18 protein-coding genes and 1 pseudogene are annotated in these 18,148 nt (G+C 58.9%); 10 read left to right on the top strand and 9 right to left on the bottom strand.

Going from position 1 to position 18,148, the window contains the following annotated elements; genetic code table 11:
• Window positions 1–332 precede the first annotated feature (332 nt).
• Both ACVWYZ_RS03515 and ACVWYZ_RS03520 read right to left on the bottom strand, forming a co-directional pair.
• Window positions 333–1,130 (bottom strand): ABC transporter permease, encoded by a 798-nt coding sequence (locus ACVWYZ_RS03515; RefSeq protein WP_457466194.1) that lies wholly within the window; start codon window positions 1,128–1,130, stop codon window positions 333–335.
• Between the two features lie 266 nt (window positions 1,131–1,396).
• Window positions 1,397–2,218 carry an ABC transporter ATP-binding protein gene (locus tag ACVWYZ_RS03520; protein WP_457466073.1) on the bottom strand — a complete coding sequence of 274 codons (822 nt, stop codon included), beginning with the start codon at window positions 2,216–2,218 and terminating at the stop codon, window positions 1,397–1,399.
• A 196-nt stretch (window positions 2,219–2,414) separates the two neighbouring features.
• On the opposite strand from ACVWYZ_RS03520, the gene argJ reads away from it, so the two are divergent.
• From argJ to hypA, 3 genes and pseudogenes are all read left to right on the top strand, one after another.
• The gene (gene argJ / locus ACVWYZ_RS03525) at window positions 2,415–3,632 is read left to right on the top strand and encodes a bifunctional glutamate N-acetyltransferase/amino-acid acetyltransferase ArgJ (RefSeq protein ID WP_457466196.1); all 1,218 of its coding nucleotides are present in this window, start codon (window positions 2,415–2,417) and stop codon (window positions 3,630–3,632) included.
• A gap of 126 nt (window positions 3,633–3,758) precedes the next feature.
• Window positions 3,759–4,283, top strand: a pseudogene (locus ACVWYZ_RS03530) (arginase family protein); the annotation flags it as partial.
• A gap of 3 nt (window positions 4,284–4,286) precedes the next feature.
• On the top strand, window positions 4,287–4,685 hold the full coding sequence (hypA, locus tag ACVWYZ_RS03535; protein ID WP_011434106.1) for a hydrogenase maturation nickel metallochaperone HypA: 399 nt from the start codon (window positions 4,287–4,289) through the stop codon (window positions 4,683–4,685).
• On the opposite strand, the gene ACVWYZ_RS03540 is transcribed toward hypA, so the two are convergent.
• Window positions 4,682–4,945: a TMEM14 family protein gene (locus ACVWYZ_RS03540; RefSeq protein WP_457466075.1), complete on the bottom strand. Its 264-nt coding sequence runs from the start codon at window positions 4,943–4,945 to the stop codon at window positions 4,682–4,684. The two genes, hypA and ACVWYZ_RS03540, sit on opposite strands and share 4 nt — an antisense overlap.
• 202 nt (window positions 4,946–5,147) lie before the next feature.
• On the opposite strand from ACVWYZ_RS03540, the gene ACVWYZ_RS03545 reads away from it, so the two are divergent.
• The 3 genes from ACVWYZ_RS03545 to ACVWYZ_RS03555 all read left to right on the top strand — a co-directional run bounded on the left by ACVWYZ_RS03545 (window position 5,148) and on the right by ACVWYZ_RS03555 (window position 8,463).
• The gene (locus ACVWYZ_RS03545; RefSeq protein WP_414374622.1) at window positions 5,148–5,723 is read left to right on the top strand and encodes an ureidoglycolate lyase; all 576 of its coding nucleotides are present in this window, start codon (window positions 5,148–5,150) and stop codon (window positions 5,721–5,723) included.
• Between the two features lie 577 nt (window positions 5,724–6,300).
• Entirely contained in the window at window positions 6,301–7,416 is a 1,116-nt protein-coding gene (gene ftsZ / locus ACVWYZ_RS03550) for a cell division protein FtsZ (RefSeq protein WP_457466077.1), read from the top strand.
• 69 nt (window positions 7,417–7,485) lie between these two features.
• Window positions 7,486–8,463, top strand: a complete 978-nt coding sequence (locus tag ACVWYZ_RS03555; RefSeq protein WP_457466079.1) for a D-alanine--D-alanine ligase family protein — start codon at window positions 7,486–7,488, stop codon at window positions 8,461–8,463.
• Window positions 8,464–8,505: 42 nt separating this feature from the next.
• On the opposite strand, the gene ACVWYZ_RS03560 is transcribed toward ACVWYZ_RS03555, so the two are convergent.
• A complete protein-coding gene (locus ACVWYZ_RS03560) occupies window positions 8,506–9,003 on the bottom strand; it encodes a hypothetical protein (RefSeq protein ID WP_414330341.1) in 498 nt (165 codons plus the stop codon).
• 155 nt (window positions 9,004–9,158) lie between these two features.
• On the opposite strand from ACVWYZ_RS03560, the gene bchM reads away from it, so the two are divergent.
• Window positions 9,159–9,824, top strand: a complete 666-nt coding sequence (gene bchM, locus ACVWYZ_RS03565; RefSeq protein WP_414419521.1) for a magnesium protoporphyrin IX methyltransferase — start codon at window positions 9,159–9,161, stop codon at window positions 9,822–9,824.
• 140 nt (window positions 9,825–9,964) lie between these two features.
• Here the strand turns inward: bchM and ACVWYZ_RS03570 are convergent, their stop codons facing one another.
• From ACVWYZ_RS03570 to ACVWYZ_RS03585, 4 genes are all read right to left on the bottom strand, one after another.
• The gene (locus ACVWYZ_RS03570) at window positions 9,965–10,693 is read right to left on the bottom strand and encodes a HEAT repeat domain-containing protein (protein ID WP_457466081.1); all 729 of its coding nucleotides are present in this window, start codon (window positions 10,691–10,693) and stop codon (window positions 9,965–9,967) included.
• 106 nt (window positions 10,694–10,799) lie between these two features.
• Window positions 10,800–11,570, bottom strand: coding sequence for a peptidylprolyl isomerase (locus ACVWYZ_RS03575; protein WP_011433685.1), 771 nt, complete (start codon window positions 11,568–11,570; stop codon window positions 10,800–10,802).
• A 95-nt stretch (window positions 11,571–11,665) separates the two neighbouring features.
• Window positions 11,666–12,421, bottom strand: a complete 756-nt coding sequence (locus ACVWYZ_RS03580) for a hypothetical protein (protein ID WP_457466083.1) — start codon at window positions 12,419–12,421, stop codon at window positions 11,666–11,668.
• Window positions 12,422–12,503: 82 nt separating this feature from the next.
• On the bottom strand, window positions 12,504–13,457 hold the full coding sequence (locus ACVWYZ_RS03585; protein WP_238376757.1) for a DUF1517 domain-containing protein: 954 nt from the start codon (window positions 13,455–13,457) through the stop codon (window positions 12,504–12,506).
• Between the two features lie 201 nt (window positions 13,458–13,658).
• Here ACVWYZ_RS03585 and ACVWYZ_RS03590 point away from each other — a divergent pair, with 201 nt between their 5' ends.
• The 3 genes from ACVWYZ_RS03590 to nusB all read left to right on the top strand — a co-directional run bounded on the left by ACVWYZ_RS03590 (window position 13,659) and on the right by nusB (window position 17,685).
• Window positions 13,659–14,519: a Cof-type HAD-IIB family hydrolase gene (locus ACVWYZ_RS03590; protein WP_414330353.1), complete on the top strand. Its 861-nt coding sequence runs from the start codon at window positions 13,659–13,661 to the stop codon at window positions 14,517–14,519.
• An 11-nt stretch (window positions 14,520–14,530) separates the two neighbouring features.
• Window positions 14,531–16,690 carry an ATP-dependent helicase gene (locus tag ACVWYZ_RS03595; protein ID WP_457466084.1) on the top strand — a complete coding sequence of 720 codons (2,160 nt, stop codon included), beginning with the start codon at window positions 14,531–14,533 and terminating at the stop codon, window positions 16,688–16,690.
• 119 nt (window positions 16,691–16,809) lie between these two features.
• The gene (gene nusB, locus ACVWYZ_RS03600) at window positions 16,810–17,685 is read left to right on the top strand and encodes a transcription antitermination factor NusB (protein WP_457466086.1); all 876 of its coding nucleotides are present in this window, start codon (window positions 16,810–16,812) and stop codon (window positions 17,683–17,685) included.
• 5 nt (window positions 17,686–17,690) lie between these two features.
• On the opposite strand, the gene ACVWYZ_RS03605 is transcribed toward nusB, so the two are convergent.
• Window positions 17,691–18,134 (bottom strand): DUF29 domain-containing protein, encoded by a 444-nt coding sequence (locus tag ACVWYZ_RS03605; RefSeq protein ID WP_414331397.1) that lies wholly within the window; start codon window positions 18,132–18,134, stop codon window positions 17,691–17,693.
• Window positions 18,135–18,148 lie beyond the last annotated feature (14 nt).

The raw sequence follows: 18,148 nt of genomic DNA on the forward strand, positions 1-18,148 counted from the left end.
GTCAGGACTTGGGTCATGGTTCTATCATAACTTCCGCATTCCTCCCGACACTGACCCTACGGGTACAGTGCGGGGCTCCTGCGATTTCTAGCTGAGATAGCCGCCGACAGCAAGCGCAGCGATATCTCTGGGCTTTTCCAGAAGACGCCTTTCACCTGCTCCTATTCAAGGCACTTAGTCGTTTCAGGTTAGAGTGAGGCGCCTGAGCTATTGAGAAAAGCCTTTGGCCGCGTGCGTTCAACGTTTTAGGGGTGGGTGCAGCGTCCTAGTTTGAATCCAAATGACCCTAGATGTTAGAGAGGGGGCCCTAATTTTCACCAAAGTTCAATTTTTCAGTTCTCTCGGCGCACAGCGCTCTCATGCCACTTGCCCAACACCCTGTCGGATAGAGCACTTAAGGAAATAAAGATCAGGATCCCCAAGCCGGTGACCAAGATCAAGGCCGCAAACATGCGGGGCACCTGCAGGTTGAAGCTGGAGATCAAGATCTGGTAGGCGATCCCGGCCCGCTGCCCGCCAGTACCAGCGACAAACTCCGCCACCACCGCCCCAATCAAAGAGAGGCCACCGCTGATGCGCAGGCCCCCCATGAAATAGGGCATGGCACTGGGTAGCCGCAAGTAGATCAACGTTTGCCAGCGGTTGGCCTTGTACAGTTGGAACAGGTTGAGCAGGTTGTGATCGACGCTGTTCAGCCCCAGAGTGGTGTTGGAAAGAATCGGGAAAAAAGCCACAATCCAGGCGCACACCACCATCGCGGCAAAGGTGTTGTTGCGCAGCCAAATGATGATCAGCGGGGCGATGGAGACAATGGGCATCGTCTGTAAAATCACCGCATAGGGGAAAAAGCTGCGCTCAATCCACTTGCTCTGGGTGAACACAATCGAGACCAAAAGCCCCGACACTGTGGCAGCCAAAAAGGCCACCACCGTAATTTGCACAGTGATCAACAGGGAAGGAAAAAGCGTTCCCCAGTCGCGGATGAGGGTTTGCACCACCAAAATCGGCCCCGGCAAGAGGTAGTGGGGCACTCCTGTTACCCGCACCGCCACTTCCCAGCCCACCAAGAAGAGGATCCCGACGATAAGGGGGGCAATCACTTCCAGGTTGAACCAACGGCCCAGATTCAACCCCTTTGCAGGCACCCCTGAGCCGGCACTCGGTATGTCTGCCTCATCCGTGGGTTGGGATCCGAGTTTTTCTCCAACTGCGCCGGTCAGCTTGGGCAGAGACCAATCTGGCCAATGGAGAGGCCAGCTCTCCCCCAAGCCAACAAGGGATCCCAGCCAGCGGCGCAATGGGTCGAGAAGGTGGACAAACGGGTCGAACATATCGTGAGGTTGGGGCATCAAGGGACTTACGCAACAGAGAGAACACCGCTAAGCCAGGGATCCCATCAGCGCAAACGTCCAGCAGAGAGGGGGCGCAAATAGGGGGGATCCTGAGCTGAGCCGTGCATGGCCTCGTGCAGACGGGCCGACACTTCACGGCAGTAGTTGTTGTAAAGGGAAGAGGTGCGAAAGTCTTCCGAGCGGGGATAGGGCGCATCGATGGGAATATCGGCTATCACCCGCCCTGGGCGAGCCGCCATCACCACCACGCGGTTGGACAGGTAGACGGCCTCGTAAATGTTGTGGGTAACAAAGATCACTGTCCAGCGCTTTTCTTGCCACAGCTCCAACAGGTCGCTGTTCAACTTGCTGCGGGTGATTTCATCCAGAGCTCCGAAGGGTTCATCCATCAGCAACACCTGCGGCTTGGTTACCAGGGCGCGAGCAATGGAAACCCGCATGCGCATGCCGCCCGATAGCTCGCGGGGAAAACTGCGCTCAAACCCCTGCAGGCCCACCCGTTGTAGAGCTTCCAAGACATCTCGATCGGCTTTTGGCTTGGGCTCACCTGCCAACTTCAAGGGCAGACGCACATTGTCCATCACCGTTGCCCAAGGCATGAGAGCCGGTTCCTGAAACACAAAGGCCAACTTGGGTTCCCCTTGGGGAGCATCCTTCTCAAGATTTTGCCCCCATTCGATAGAGCCTGTGGTCAGATGCCCCAGACCCGCCACCAACCGCAGCACCGTGCTTTTCCCACAGCCGGATGGCCCCACCAAGCTGACAAACTGCCCTTCTTGGATGGTCATATTCATGTCCTGCAAAGCCACCGTGCCATTGGAATAGACCTTGCTGACATGGTTGAGGGTGATGACAGGGGCAGGCATGGCTGGCAATTCCCGGAGCAGAGGAAGCACACACTTTCAAAATAACCCTCTCTGCCGCCTCTGCTTGGTAGGCGTAACTACAACTCTTTCCCTCAGAACCGGTTTCCAGAGAGTTTCTCACGGAAAGCTTGCGATGACCCAAATCGGAGCAGCAAGTCGGTATGATGTTGCCGACCACCCTCTGGCCAAGGAACACATGGGATCCCCATTTAAACCGGTTGCAGGTGCTGTTACAGCCCCGCGAGGATTTCGAGCCGCTGGAGTGGCCGCTGGCCTCAAGCCCTCAGGAGCTGCGGATCTGGCTTTGATCGTTTCCGAGTGCGATGCGGTTGGGGCAGGCGTTTTTACCACCAATCAGGTCAAAGCAGCCTGTGTTACCTACAACCAAGGGATCCTCGCCCAACAGCAGCTGGTGCGGGCCATCCTCTGCAATGCTGGGCAAGCCAACGCCTGTACCGGACAAGAAGGAGAGCGCAACAACGCCCAACTGGCCCTCTGGGTGGGAGAACGGTTGGGGATCCCGGCCCATCAGGTGCTCACGGCCTCCACAGGGGTCATCGGGCGACAACTGGAAATGCCGAAAATCCAAGCAGCCCTGCCTGGCCTTATCGACAGCCTCTCTCCAGAGGGGGGGGAGAGCGCCGCCCGCGCCATCATCACCACCGACTTGGTGACCAAAAGCGTTGCCCTGCAGGCCGAGATCGACGGGTACACCGTCAGGGTGGGGGGCATTGCCAAGGGATCCGGCATGATCCACCCCAACTTGGCCACGATGCTGGCTTTTTTAACCTGTGACGCGGCTGTGGATCCCCGCCTGTGGCAGCAGATCCTCAAGCAAGCTGCCGACCTCAGCTTTAACCAAATCACGGTGGATGGGGATACCAGCACCAACGACATGCTCTTGGCCCTGGCCAACGGCCAAAGTGGGATCCCACCCCTGCAAGCCGGCACAGAAGCTGCCCAGACCTTAGCGGAGATGGTCAACCAAGTTTGCATTCATCTGGCCAAGGCCATTGCCCGCGATGGGGAAGGAGCTACCAAGCTGCTGGAAATTCGGGTGTGTGGGGCTGTGGATGATGCGGCAGCCCGACACATGGCCCGTGTGATCGCCAGCTCTCCCTTGGTGAAGGCGGCAGCTTTTGGCAACGATCCCAACTGGGGACGGGTGGCAGCCGCCGCCGGACGGGCCGGGATCCCTTTTGACAGCCGCCGGTTGGATATTCGTCTGGGGGATTTTCTGCTCATGCAGGCGGGAATGCCCCTGGCTTTCGATCGCAAGGCGGCCTCTGAGTACTTGAAAGGGGATCCGGTGACCTTTACCGTGGATCTCCATCAGGGATCCGGCCAGGGCGTGGCCTGGGGCTGCGATCTCAGCTACGATTACGTGCGCATCAACGCCGAATACACCACCTAATGGGGGATCCCAGCCATGACCACCGAATCGAACGCAAATAACGGCTTTTCTACCGAAGCCCAAGCGGCTTTGGCCAAAGAAGCGAGGCTTTCCCTATCCGGCTGGCAACAATGAGTCGAGGCTTAGCCTTGGTTTCATGCCACCAACATCCGCAACGCACCGGCCCACAACCTGGTGCAACTGGGCATTGGTGGCTGGCAAGTGCCACGGCAAGGGGTGAAGGTGTGCCGGGAGCGGGCCACCCACATCCTCACCGTTACCGACATCACCGAAATGGGCTTGGATGCAGCCGCCGATTTCGCCCTCGAAAAAGCCCTAGACGGCACCGATTGTGTGTACATCAGCTTCGATATCGACTGCATCGATGCCGGCTTTGTGCCGGGTACAGGCTGGCCGGAGCCCGGTGGGCTGCTGCCGCGGGAAGCGCTCTACTTGCTCAAGCGCATTGTGCGGGAAGCACCGATCTGTGGCCTGGAGGTGGTGGAAGTCTCTCCCCCCTACGACATTAGCGATATCACAGCTCTAATGGCCACCCGAGTTATTTGCGATACGCTGGCCCATTTGGTGGTATCTGGGCAACTGCCGCGCCGAGAGAAGCCCGCCTACATCCACCCGGAGGCGACGCCAGAAATGGCCGGCGACTGGAGGTAAGAGATGCACGAGACCGACATGACCCGCGCCTTGATCCAAACACTACGTGACTGGTGGCAAAGTCAGCCGGGACAGCCTCAGATCGCTCGGGTGCACCTGGTGGTAGGACAGTTCACCTGTGTAGAGCCGGCCAGCCTAACCTTTGCCTATGCCGCACAAACCCAGGGTACTTTCCTACAGGGATCCCAGTTGGTCATCCGGGAAACGCCGCTCATTGCCTATTGCCATCCCTGCGGCCAAGAATACAAGCCAGAAATAGGCCGGCGCTATGCTTGCCCCAACTGCGGATCCCCGATGGAAGAGATTCGCTCGGGCCGAGAGCTGAAAATTGACTACATCGAGATTGACTACATCGAATGTTCAACAAACTTCACCCCACCGGCGCAACCAGAAGTCGCCTAGGCCGCTCCAAAGCTAAGTCCCAGAAGGACAGCTGCTCCCAAGCTGAGGATGAACATCAAGCCGGCAGGCATTAACGTTCGGGTTTTGCGGTAGCGCAGGGCGAATACGATAGATCCCAGCACTGTCGTCCCCAGGCCCAAGCCCAGCCCCCAGCGGGGATCCACCCCCAGCAGCCCATAGCTGACTCCGCTGAGGGCGGCCCCAACCAGCCGCAGAGAGCAAAGAGCAGAGAGGAAGGAGGAGAGATTTCTTCCTCTCACTCCTCTCTTCTCACTTCTCACTCCTCGCTCCTCGGTACTCAATTCGAGACCTAGTACGTGCCCTCAAGAAGGACAAGGTAAGAATTAGAGACGCATAGACCGTTACCGGGAAAACCGTTTCTTTCCTGTCGCTCTCAATAAGATAAAAAGTCTGACTCCAATCCAATTGACCCCAGTCCAAGAAAGAGCGAGGATGCCAACCATGAGTACGACTGCAACTGCCACCACCGTTGTCCGGGTGCCGATTGTGGATGCCACCCCGGAAAATGTGCAACCCTTCGGCCAACTTTTGGGGGACGATGTGACCAATCCTGGCCTGGGGATCCCCTTTTATCAGGAGCGTGTCCTGGAAGGACAAAACATCGACTTTCAGTACACCGGTAGAGCTGTTATCCGTACCGCCAAGATCCTGCCCGGCTATCCACCTGTGCTCTGGCTAGAGCGCCACATGCGTATGACCCAGTTGTTCGTCGGTCTGGGGCAAGAGCCGTTCATCATGGTGATGGCTCCTCCCAACCATCCCCAAGAAGCTCCCGATCTCGACAAAGTACAAGCCCTGCGATTCCCTGCCGGGCATGGGCTGCTGCTGCACCTCGGCACGTGGCACGATTTCCCCATTGCCTGCGAGCGCCCCGTTGTGGTGCTAACCGCCAACTCCGAAGAAGTGGTGGAAGCCCTGGCCAGCATGGAAGATGCCCACGAAATGAATCAGGGAGATGTATTCAAAATTTCCCTCCCCCAACGGCTAAAAGCGGAGATCCACCTAGAGCTGGTCTGAATGCAAGTCCGGATCCCTGAATCTCTACAGGATGCCAAAGCCTCAGTTCTACAAAGTGGCGCTCTATCAGCCTTTGGCTGGATAGGGGACTCTTCGCCTTAACTGGGCCTTAACTAGGGCCAGACTCTTGTACCGAAACCTCCCTTTGGACCCTTCTTCCCCTGCAAGGGTCTAAGTATTCGAGAACACCTATTCTTACACACAAAAGCTTCGAGACAAGTTCAGAGAGAAATGCCTCTAGGCAAGAAAGGCTACCTGAGATTCTGCCGACAGGCGTCTTTAGGAGGGCCGTATTCAGCGGGAAGATTCACAAACGTCGGCAGCGTTGGCATCTGGAGGGAGTTGCTCTATATTAAATCAGCTAGCATATTCGATATTTGCCAGAATTTAAGTTATTGTGAGAGCTGACATGCCATCCAATTGGTCAGACATCCATCCTCCCAATCCTGGGCAAGGGTTGGGTTCAGCCCAGTCTGCGCCTTCCCATTGGAATGAGGGCTACAGGGGAGAAGGCTCTCACGCCGAGTATAAGAGGAACGGATCTCAGACCAGAGCGGCGGATCGTCCAGAGGAGATCATGCCGAGCAATGCCGCAAAGATTAAGGTTGTAGGCGTGGGGGGTGGGGGTGGCAACGCGGTCAGTCGGATGGCGGCCAGCAACCTTGTGGGCGTCGAGTTTTGGAGCGTCAACACCGATGCGCAGGCCCTTGCCCAGTCCTCGGCAGTGAACCGCTTGCAAATTGGGCAGAAGCTGACTCGAGGCTTGGGTGCAGGCGGTAACCCGGCCATTGGCCAGAAAGCGGCAGAAGAATCCAGCGAAGAAATAGCAGCAGCCATCAAAGGAGCAGATCTGGTCTTCATTGCCGCCGGCATGGGGGGAGGCACGGGCACGGGTGGAGCACCCATCATTGCCCAAATTGCCAAAGCCAGCGGTGCCCTGACGGTGGGAGTGGTGACACGGCCCTTTTCCTTTGAGGGCAAGCGCCGCAGCAAGCAGGCCGAGGAAGGGATCCAAGCGCTGCGGGAGGCAGTTGATACCCTGATTGTAATTCCCAACGACAAGTTGCTTTCGGTGATCTCCGAGCAAACCCCTGTCCAAGAGGCTTTTCGCGTTGCTGATGATGTGCTGCGGCAGGGGGTGCAGGGCATCTCGGATATCATTCTCATTCCCGGCATGATCAACGTGGATTTTGCCGATGTGCGCAGCGTGATGGCCGATGCCGGCTCTGCCTTAATGGGAATTGGCATGGGATCCGGCAAATCTCGCGCCCGCGAGGCTGCCATTACCGCTGTATCTTCGCCGCTTTTGGAAACCTCCATCGAAGGGGCCAAAGGTGTCCTCTTCAACATTACCGGTGGGCCGGATTTGTCCTTGCATGAGGTCACGGTGGCTGCCGAGATCATCGCCGAGGCAGTGGATCCCGAGGCCAACATCATCTTCGGCACCGTCCAAGACGAGCGCATGCAGGGGGAAGTGCGCATCACGGTCATCGCCACCGGTTTCCAAGAGAAAGCCCGTCCAGCCGCCATCCCTGCTGCAACCAAAGTTTCTGCCTCCAACAAGTCAGGGGTTCGTAAGCCCACCCCCACGAGCCCTGAGCTGCCGCCTCGACAGCCCCCGGAGCCTGAGCCGCCGATGTCTGGAGGCTTAGATATTCCCGAGTTCTTGCGCCGCCGACGGCCCCCTTCGTAGAGTAGAGTGAAGGAATGCCGGTATCTTGGTGCCGGTTGTCAAGGGTGGGGAGTGCTTCGGGGTTAAGCCATGAACATTGTTGTCTTGGCGGGGGGTCGTTCGGCAGAACGTCAAGTCTCTTGGGTAACGGGTAAAGCCTGCAAGCGAGCTTTGGAGGATTTGGGCCACCGGGTGAAGATGATCGACCCAGAGGAGGATCTGCCGCTGCGCCTTTGGCAGGAACGGCAAGCCGGCTGCGATTTCGTTTGGATTGCCCTGCATGGCCCCGGCGGCGAGGATGGGGTGGTACAGGGGATGCTGGACTGGCTGGGCCTGCCTTACCAAGGATCCGGGCCGCTGGCCAGTGCCCTGGCCATGGATAAGCTGGTCTCCAAGCAGATCTTTCGCGCCGCAGGGATCCCTACCCCCGATTGGCGGGTTTGGGATGACCAAAACCCCCTCGCTTGGGCTGACTGTGCGGCAGAGTTGGGATCCCCACTGGTGATTAAGCCCAGCAACAACGGCTCGACGGTGGGCATCAGCATTGTCCGGGATGAGAGGTCATTTGCTCAGGGGCTGGAGTTGGCCCGCTCAGTCTCGTCGCGGATTTTTCTGGAGCGCTATGTTCCCGGAAAGGAGATCACCCTCTCGATCTTGTCCGGCCAAGTTCTTCCGGCCATTGAGATCATCCCCGCCCAAGGCGACTTCTACGACTACGAAGCCAAGTACGCACCCGGTGGCTCGCGGCATTTGATCCCCTGTTCCCTCAGCCCGGCAGGGTTGGCCCGCTGTGAGGCGGCAGGTCTGAAGGCCTACCAGGCGTTGGGGTGCGAAGGCTTGGCGCGGGTGGATCTGCGGGTGGATCCCGAGGAAAATCCTTGGGTGTTGGAGGTGAATACACTGCCCGGCATGACCCCCACTTCCCTCTGTCCCGATGCGGCGGCAGCTCTGGGGTGGACGTTCACCGAGTTGGTGGAGCGAATGCTGCAGGATGCCTTGCAAAAAGCCCAATTGACCGGATCCCGGCATCCTCAAAGTTCATCGGCGACTCTCGGCAACGCTCCCTGAGGCTTTTCCCAAGACAAGAACAAGAACCTTTACCCAGCTCTTTCAGAGAAGGGCAACCAGCAAAAGAATCACCCCAATTCCAACAATCAGTACAGCTCCCCCCAGCCACACCCAGGAGATGCGGGACCTGCTGCCTATGTCGGTTTTCCCGACAGGATTCTCCGGCGCAGGTTCAGGCTTTGAGTTGACCGAATCCGGGGCAACAACTGTCAGATCCTGCAGTAGGCGATCGCCTTTTTTTTCCAACAGAACTGTGGTTTCTTCTGAGGCCAGCAGCGGGTTCAACAAGGGGGCCGTTTGCTCCCACTCGTATTCAGAATGTCCCGACTCACGCCCGTACACCGTGACCTGCTCTAAGCCGGGCAAGCCCAACGCCCTGAGCTCCACCCGCACCCGCTCCGTGAGATGGGGGTAGTCCACTCGAGCCAGGGGGGGCCGATTCAGGAGAACGTGTAGATGACCTTGGCGGCGTTTGACCGCAATTCTGACCGGGGCAGCCAACCGAGCCTGCAACGCTCGGGCAATCTCAGCTTCGGTCATGGGGCAACATCCAAGGCATGCGAGTTAATTCTAATACAATCCTAGGGCAACGATGCAGAGGGTTACGGGGCCTCGGGGTAGAATGGGATGCGCGTTGGCGAAGAAAAGCAGAGCGTTCATCTTTTTCTCTCGCCGGATCCCTAGCCGGAAGTTCTATGCAGGAAAAAACCATTGTCCGCGATTATTTCAACTCCGTTGGCTTCGAGCGCTGGCGGCGCATCTATGGCGAAGAAGAAGTCAATTTCGTCCAAAAAGACATCCGCCTTGGCCATGCCCGCACGGTAGAGACGGTGTTGCAGTGGTTGGGGGATCCCTCGGGTTTACGCATTTGTGATGCCGGATGCGGGGTGGGCAGCCTCAGTTTGCCCTTGGCCACCAGAGGGGCGCAGGTGTTCGCCAGCGACATCTCGGAACAAATGGTGAACGAAGCACGCCGCCGCCAGCAAATGGAGTTGGGATCCACAGACAACCCACACTTTTGGGTCTCGGATCTGGAGGAATTGACGGGGGAATACGATGTCGTCATCTGCCTCGATGTGATGATCCACTACCCTGAAGCCGAGGCCCTGCGCATGCTAAAGCACCTGACCCGCCTGGCTCGGTCCCGCCTGATCTTCAGTTTTGCCCCCAAAACCCCCTGGCTGACGCTGCTGAAGAAAGTGGGAGAGTTCTTCCCCGGCCCCAGCAAAACCACCCGCGCCTATCAACACCGAGAGGCGATCTTAGTGAGCCAATTAACCGAATGGGGCTGGAAAGTGCAGCAGCGACAAACCATTCGCAGCCGCTTCTACTTTGCTTGGCTCCTCGATCTGGTTCGGTGACACTCGATCTAGTTCGTTAAACGGGAATGAAACATTTTCGTCTAGCTCCCCTCTCCCTCTGGCAGCGAGGCTGGGAGTAGGGGCAGCAGCGTGGAATGCTTGGGGAGTGTCTCAATCTAGTTTAAAAATGACTATAACGATCAGCTGAGGTTATCCAGTTGCTCCAGCAAATCGGGATCCGCCAGCTTTTGTAGGGCAAGCCGCGCGTCATCCCGCACCCCCCAATCGGGATCGCGACTGGCGCTGGTCAGCAATTGCCTTGTTAGCATCGTGTAAACAATGGGATCCTCGAGAGCCAGTTTCACCTGTTGCCCCAGGATCCCTAAGCTCCAGGCACAGTTGCCGCGTACCGCCGCGATTGGATCTTGAGCCAAACCCCGGCAGAGAGCTGCGGCCACCTCATGCAATGCCGGGCCGGGCAACACTTGCGCCTGAGCCAATTGTCCGAGGGCACTGGCAGCCCACAATCGCACTGCCGCGATATCCCCGGCCAACACTTCCAGCAACACCGGGTACGCCCGCGGATCCTTGGCATTGCCCAACGCCCACACCAAACCTTTGCGCACATAGCCGTTCCAATCCCAGCGCAAGCCCTCGATCAGAACCTCCACCTCAGTGGGATCCGGATTCCGACCTAGGGCATAGGCCGCTCCCACCCGCACCAACGGGCAGGGATCCCGGACTAGGGCCAGCAGGGGTTTAACGGCACGGGGTTCTTCGATCTCACAGAAGGCGCGGGCCGCCTGCATCCGCAAATAGGGATCCGGATCCTGCAACTGCTGCAGCATCAGCTCCACATCCACCTCCGGCGGCGAGTGAGGTGGCAGCTCGTCTAGGGGCTCAAGGGGGGAAAAAGCGTCTTCTTGCATGAAAGGGTGCCCAGGTGTTGGCGGAGGGGACGAGGGCAAAACTTGCCCTTCCTCAAGGCAAAAGCCAGAGCCACAACAACCAAACCAGCAGCAGAGTTGCTGCCCATCATAAACTGCCGGGATCCTCCATCTGATCTGCTCTTTCCGGTTGGGATCCCGGCACCCTAAGCAAGTCCGCTCCTTCCAACACCCGCGCCGAGCGGATCACATCTCCCACCTGGATGCGCTCCACCCACTCCATCCCCTCGGTGACGTAGCCGAACACGGCATAGCGCCCGTCCAAAATCGGCAGAGCAGAGAGGGTGATGTAAAACTGGGAAGAGGCTGAGTCAAGTGGGCTAGAACGGGCCATGGCCACCGCCCCCAAACGATGGGGCAAGAGCAACTTACTCAGAGCAGCGGGATCCTGGATCAAGGTGTTGTAGCGGGGGTAGGGTTCCCCACGCAGCTGAATTTCCAGGGGGATGGTGCGCAGGCGGTTGCTCCCCGGCTCTGTTGCACCCCCTGTACCGTCACCACGGGGATCCCCACCCTGCACCACAAAAGGCTGCGGATCCTTTTCCACCCGATGGAAGGTGAGGCCATTGTAAAAGCCCCGCTGAACCAAATCCACGAACTGGCCGCCGGTCAGGGGTGCCGCTTCCCCGTGGATCGCCAAGATCACCTTGCCTACCCCCTCAGCAGTTTGCACCTCCATCTCCACCACTGCCTTCCCTTGCAGTTGCGGGCGGCTAGCATAGGCCGCCGGGATCCCAGAGGGGGATTCTGAGAGGGGGGGTGTACTGCGACAAGCCAACAGCCCGAGACAGAGGTATCCCAGAACTAAGCCCACTCCCACTCTGCAGCGGCTCATTCGCCCCAGCTTGGCGAATTTCATCTGCCCCTTCTCCCTTTTTCAATCCGATCTCCCACCCTTCCGGCGCTGCTCCCATCGAGATCTCTTAGCCCGGGGGGGATCCCTATTTGGATGCTTTAGATTCGCTGCGACAGTCCCAACTGCAAGGTGACGCTTTGAGCGCCATTGCTCACCCTCACACCGTAGGGGCTGATGGAGGTAACCCGCCACTCTGCTTTCACCGCATGGCCAACAGCCACCTGCCGCACCACGTTGTCGATCAAGATCAGAGCCTTGGGGGCACCTGGATCGTGGATCAATCCCACCAGCTTCATTTGCGGCACAGGCTGGGGTGGGATCCGCGCTCGCACCGGAGGCGCAGGTGCCCTGGGGGGAGAAGGAGCGCCGACCCCTCTTGAAGCAAGAGGAGCGGCAACAGTCGGCGGTTTTGCCGGTTCGACCAAGACAGCCTTCGCCAAATCGCTGGGGGGAGTTTCAGGATTTTCATCCACCTCAGCAACGGAGGAAAGCAGGGGCTTCCGGTGAGAATCAGAATGGGATGAATCGGCTGCCTCAGCCAAGGGATCCCGAGTGGCCTGCGAAAAAACCACCGCCCGCGGGCGCAGGGTCATCCAAAAAGCCAGCCCTGCCACCAAGGTAGCGGCCAAAGCCATACCCAGCAGTAATCCTCCGGCAGCAGAGAAGCGCCGGGAAGGCAGTGGGGGCCGTGTGCCGAGGTAAGGATATTCGCCGGCTTCTGACAGCCCCTCTTCCAAGCTGTTCTCCAAATCCTCGAACAGCTCATCCAACAGAGAATCTGCCTGCTTGACTTGGCCAGACCATGCCCAAGGGGAACGACGGCCTCTGCCCGCTGAAGCATCTAACCCGGACATACAACCTCCCTAGCCTGAGCGGCGGGGATCCCGAGGCGTTGAGACACTCAGCCAACAGTTGCCGTCTATCGCCCAAAGGCTCTCAAAGGAGCCGCATTTCCGGGTACTCGGTCAACAGCGCCTCTGCCGACAGGGTGTCTCCCTCCAACTGCGGCGTCCACAGCACTTCGATGGCCACAATCCGATCTGCCGGAATCGAAGCCAGCTGCAACAGGCACTGCCGCAGATCCGCCATGGAGTTAACTACAGGTAGTGTACCCAAGTTACCACGATACGCAACCAGTAGAGTTACCAGCAGGTACTCGCCAACATCTGGGATCCCAGCAGCAGATCGCTGCAGCGCCGCTTGGGAGACTTGTTGGATCTGGTTGTTGCGGTTGCTGAGGCTTTCGACGCTGAACTTGCTGCGCTCTTGCAAGGAGGCTTGGTAGAACAGGGATTCGGCGCGGGAGAGGGGCAGCTTCTCCGCTTGGGCATGGCCATAGGCCCAGTAGTCGCTGTAGCGCATCAAGCCAAGGGTGACCTCTTGCAACAGTTGGCTCAGCCCTTCTGGCGACTGAGTATCCGCCTCCAGAGCCAGGGCGTTCATGTCTTTTTGCAGTTGCCGGGCGCTGGCCAGCAGTCCCACTTTTACCTGCGCAACAGTTACCTGGGGATCGCGAACCCCAATGCTATCGTCCCCTTCTTCGGATCTGATCCCCGAGCGCAGCGTCTGCACCAAAAAGCTACCTGCCCCAACCAAGAGCAGCAGCGTCAGCAGGCCGCCACCCCCCCCTCCCCAGAAAAAGGGCACCAGCAGCGGAAAACCAAAGCCGCCTCCATAGCTGGGGTAGACAGGAGCTGAGTAGTGCGGGCCAATCGAGCGGGGGGCAGAGAACGTCGGAGACCGGAAAGATCCGCCGCCAATGCGACCGCCACTGCGTGCCCAAACAGCGCCTATGGGAGCCAGGGCCAAGGTCAAGGCCAGGGCAATGGCCAGCAGAGGCCGGCAGACGCGACCGATTCGTTTCAGCATGATCACAATGTTTTCGTCCATCACGGGGCTAGTCTCTCTTAATTCTACGCTTTCTCGTTGGCGGGAATAGGGGCGGAAACCGATCCCCCACCCGGCCATCTCACTTGTTCAATTCTTCTGTGTTGATTCTTTGTGTACTGAGCCGGCCAATGACCGTCAACCAATCGAGGCAGAGCCATGCTACGGTCTGGAAGGTTGCCAGGAGGAGGGCAAACAACAGCAATGCAAACTCAGGCTAACGTCCAAGCCGAGGAAAGAGAGCGGGCATCTTCTCCACCCCGTGCCCAGATTCGGCTGTTGGTGGTGGATATCGATGGCACGATTGCCGGGCCTTCCAACCAGGTTTCAGAGCCGGTTCGGGAGGCCATTCAGAAGGCCAAAGCAGCAGGGGTGCGAGTAGCCATCGCTACGGGTCGCATGCATCGTTCTGCCGAGCGGTTCCACTACGCGATTGGGGCCGATATGCCCCTATGCAGCTACCAGGGGGCTTTAATTCGGGATCCCGATAGCCAAAAGACCCTAAAGCACTGGAGCCTGGACTGGCCGCTGGCCGAGGAGTTGTTGCAAGCGTTGCAGGATCAGCCGGTGGGGGTTCACCTCTACATCGATGACCAGCTCTACTTACGGGAGCTGAGCCCTCTCAGTCAGGCCTATGCTGAGCGCTCTCAGGTGCCGTTCCAGATGTTCTCTTCCGCCCAATACGGACGAAGCCCCACCAAGATCCTGGCTGTTTCTGAGGATACCGAGTTCCTGCAGGAATTGCAGGGATCCCTGCGGCGGCGGTATTCCCCTGACCAGCTCTACCTCACCCGTTCAGAGCCGATTTTTCTGGAGGCTACCCATCCGGCGGTGAACAAGGGCAATGCCGTTCGTTTTTTGGCCGAGGAAATGCTGGGGTTGTCGGCGGAGCAGGTGATGGCCATTGGCGATGGCGACAACGACATTGAGATGCTGCGGTATGCGGGGATCGGGGTGGCGATGGGAAATGCCTCGCCTGCTCTCTTGCCCCATGCCGATTGGATTGCCCCTCCTGTGGCAGAAGACGGGGTGGCGGCAGCCATCGAGACCTTCATCCTCAGCTAGGCAGGGATCCCATGCTGGGTCTGGCTTCTTCTCCCTTTCCTGAGGTCACCCTGCGTCCGGCGCAGCAACAGGCGTTGGCCTACCAATCGGGGCCGCTGGGGATCGCCGCCGTTCCGGGGAGCGGCAAGACCTTTATTCTGGAGCTGTTGATCGCCGATTTAATTCTCAATCGGGGGATCCCACCGGAGCGCATTGGGGTGTTCACCTACATGCGTTCGGCGCGGGGCAACTTGATCAGCCGCATCAATCAACGTTTGCAACGGGCGGGGTATCCGGATCGCTTTACCCAGGCCTTTACCCTGCATTCTTTGTCGTTGCGGGTGTTGCGGGAGGCCCCCAGCCGTTGGGAGGAGCTGTCTATTTTGGAGGGATACGAACAGGAGCGGTTGCTCGGCCGCCTGTGCCGCGCTTGGCTCGTCCGCCATACTCAGCTCTGGGAGCCGCTGATCCCCGGCGACAACAACCCGCAAAAGATCGCCCAAAACCGAGCCCAGTTCCGGCGCAGTTTCCAGCAGATGGTGCAGGTGGTCATCAGCAGGGCCAAGAATCTGCGCCTGGGGCCAGAAGTGATCCCCAGCGAGGGCTATCTGGGCTGGGCTGCTCCCATCTACGCCGGTTATCAAGCGGAATTGCGTCGCCTGGGCAAGTTAGACTACGACGACCTAGGCTGGCAAGCAGTGGATTTGATCGAGGGCAGTCCGGAGCTGCGGGAGCAGGTGCAGAACTGGTACGACTACCTGTTCGAGGATGAGGCCCAAGACAGTTCCCCCCTGCAGGAAGAGCTGCTGCGGCTGCTCAGCCAACGCACCGGCAACCTGGTGCGGGTGGGGGATCCCAACCAGAGCATCATGGGCACCTTTACCAGCGCCGAGCCGCGGCTGTTTCGCGCCTTTTGCCAGGCCAGTCCTCAGGTGGTGCTCTTGGATGAATCCAGCCGCAGTGCCCCCCAGATCATCGCTTTGGCCAACCGCCTGGTGGAGTGGGTGAATCAGCAGCACCCCATCCCGGCTTTGCGCACCGCTCTGGCCCCCCAGCCCATTCAACTGGCCACCTCCGGTGGCCAAAACCCCCCGGCCAGCGAAGGTCGGGTGGACTTTCTGCGGGTCGTCGGATCCCCGGAAGAGGAGCTGCAACAGGTGGCGCGGCAGGCCATTGCAGCCACCCAAGCTTTTCCCAGCCAAACGGTGGCCATTCTGGTCACCACCAACGAGCTGGGGGGCAAGGCCCTCAGCTATCTCCAGGAAATGGGAGCGGAGCGGGTGATCGACCTGTTGCGGGGCAGTCCCAGTCAGCGGCGGGTGTTGTTGCAGCTCAAGGGAATCATCGACTGGTTTGCCCAGCCCACTGCCCCCACTCGCTTGGCTGCTGCTGTGGATTGCTTGGCGGATTGGGCGGGGATCCCACGTGCTGAACTGGGACCGATGTTGAGCTGGATCCGCGCCTCTCTGCCGGAGCGGCTGCTATTTCCCAACTTTGGTGAGGCTCCCGCTCTGCCCGATGGTCCCTCTTGGCAAAACTTGGGCAAGCTGCTGCGCACTCTGGGGGCTTGGTTGCGGGCCGGGCGATCCCCTTGGCCGGAGGTGCTGAATGTGATCGTTCAAAGCCTCTACCGCAAGCCGGAAGAGCTGTTTGTGGGTCGCTATGTAATCGATCAGCTGGAGCAGGTGCTGGGATCCCTGCCCGAAACCGATTGGCAGGAGATCGCCCAAGAATTTCAAGTGATTCTGGATCACCGCCTCAACAACTTGCCTTCGGAGATCTTCGCCTTCGACCCCGAGCCGGGCAGCATCACTGTCACGACTCTGCATCGGGCCAAGGGGCTGGAATGGGATCAGGTGTTCATCCCCCAGGTGTCGGCCTACGAGTTTCCCACCCAGTACGGGGAGCGGCCCCTGGGGCTGAGGTTTTTGGATGAAGTGGATATGCAGGCAGAGGCCCTGGCTCAGTTGCGACAGCTCAGCCCCAAAGGCGGCTGGGATCTGCAGGCCGACTCTGCCACCAAGCAAGCCTTTTTGGACTTGGCAGCGGAGCGGCTGCGGCTGCTGTATGTGGGCATCACCCGCAGCAAACGACGGCTCACCCTCTCGGTATCCAGCCAATCTCGCTTTGGCACAGAGCAGAGTTCATCTTTGGTGTTTCGGGTGTTAAGTCGCAGTTTTAGGGCCGGTTGACCGGGTGAGTCTCTCGTTCTTCATGGATTGGCAACCTGCTAGCATGGCTAAGCCCGATAGCGCTTGCGCGCCGCCTTGCGGCAATGGGGCAGTCTTTCAGAAGCTATGGATATTCTGCAATGCAACCTCGGCGTATTGCCCGCGAACTGGCCCTGCTGGGGGTCAATCAACTGCCAGCCACGGCGGCCAAACTGAGCGAAAAACAACTGGAGGACTTGCTGCTGGCAGCCATCCGCGCCCTGAGTGAAGAGACCCATGAAACCCTCTCCACAGCGGCGGCGGAAATCCAGCGCAGCGACCGTTTGTTGCACGAGAGCGATCCTCTATTGTTGGCCGATTCGGATCCCAAAGAAGAGGGTGGATCCCGCTCCGTCACCCTCCGCCTTCATCAAGCCCAACGGCACCTGCAGCGCCTGGAAATCACTCTGAAGGAGGCGAAGGTTCCTGACCCCAATGCCTTACGGGGGGAATTGCTGGAGCTAATCCAGCAGGTGCAAGTGGCCCTCGGCAACGCCGGCCAAGCCTTAGAACACCTGGAACAGCGGCTGCACAGCGTCCGCCACATCTTGGATGAGGTTGTCCAGTTGTCCCAAAGAGCAGTCAACCGGGTGGGCGTTGCCCTGTCCATGCCGGAACTGTTGTACATTGCCCAATCCCAAGAAGTGCGCGCCTACGCTTTGCAACTGTTAACTGCCCTGCGAACCCACAAGGAGGCGATTGATGCTCGTTTGCAAAAGGCTTTGGTGGGTTGGCAATTGCAGCGGGTTGGTCGGATCGAACGAGATATCCTGCGCCTGGCGGTGGTGGAGATGGAAATACTGGCCAGCAGCCCCGTGAAGGTTGCCATCAACGAAGCTGTAGAATTGGCCAAAAAATACGGGGATCCTGAGGCCGCCGCTTTCGTCAACGGAGTGCTGCGACGGGTAGTGGACAGCCAGCTGGAGACCCACCGGGGTCGGGATCCCTCCCTCCCTGGTTCTGGTTCCGAGGGCTGAGCAGATCACTGGGGATCTTCCTTGCCAGGATAAAAGTCGGGATCCATCACCTGCTCAAATGTGTAGGGACACTGGGCAGGCAGATCTGCTTCAGACAATGGTGTTTCTCTCACCACCAACAGGATCCCGTCCTGGTGAGCCTCTTGCAGGGCTGCCGAAAGATCGGGCTTGAGGCTGGGACTGTCTTTGAGCAATCGCTGGATCTGGCGGCGTTGTTCAGTAATCGTTGCCCGCCAACTTTTGCCTCGCAGGTGGGGTTGCAATTGCCACTTCAGCAAATGCCCTACCAGGATCCCCAGCCGGTGCAGCAATTCCCGGCGTTCTTGCCTGCCCAAAGCCTCGATTTCCTCCACCAAGTTGGCGATATCCAGTTGATCCCACTGCCCCGATTTCAGCAGTGCGGCTTGCTTTTGCGTCCAGGCATAGAAGTCGTACTCGTAAAGTTGCATGCTTCATTGCCTAA

It is taken from the genome of Thermostichus sp. MS-CIW-37 (assembly GCF_054060065.1).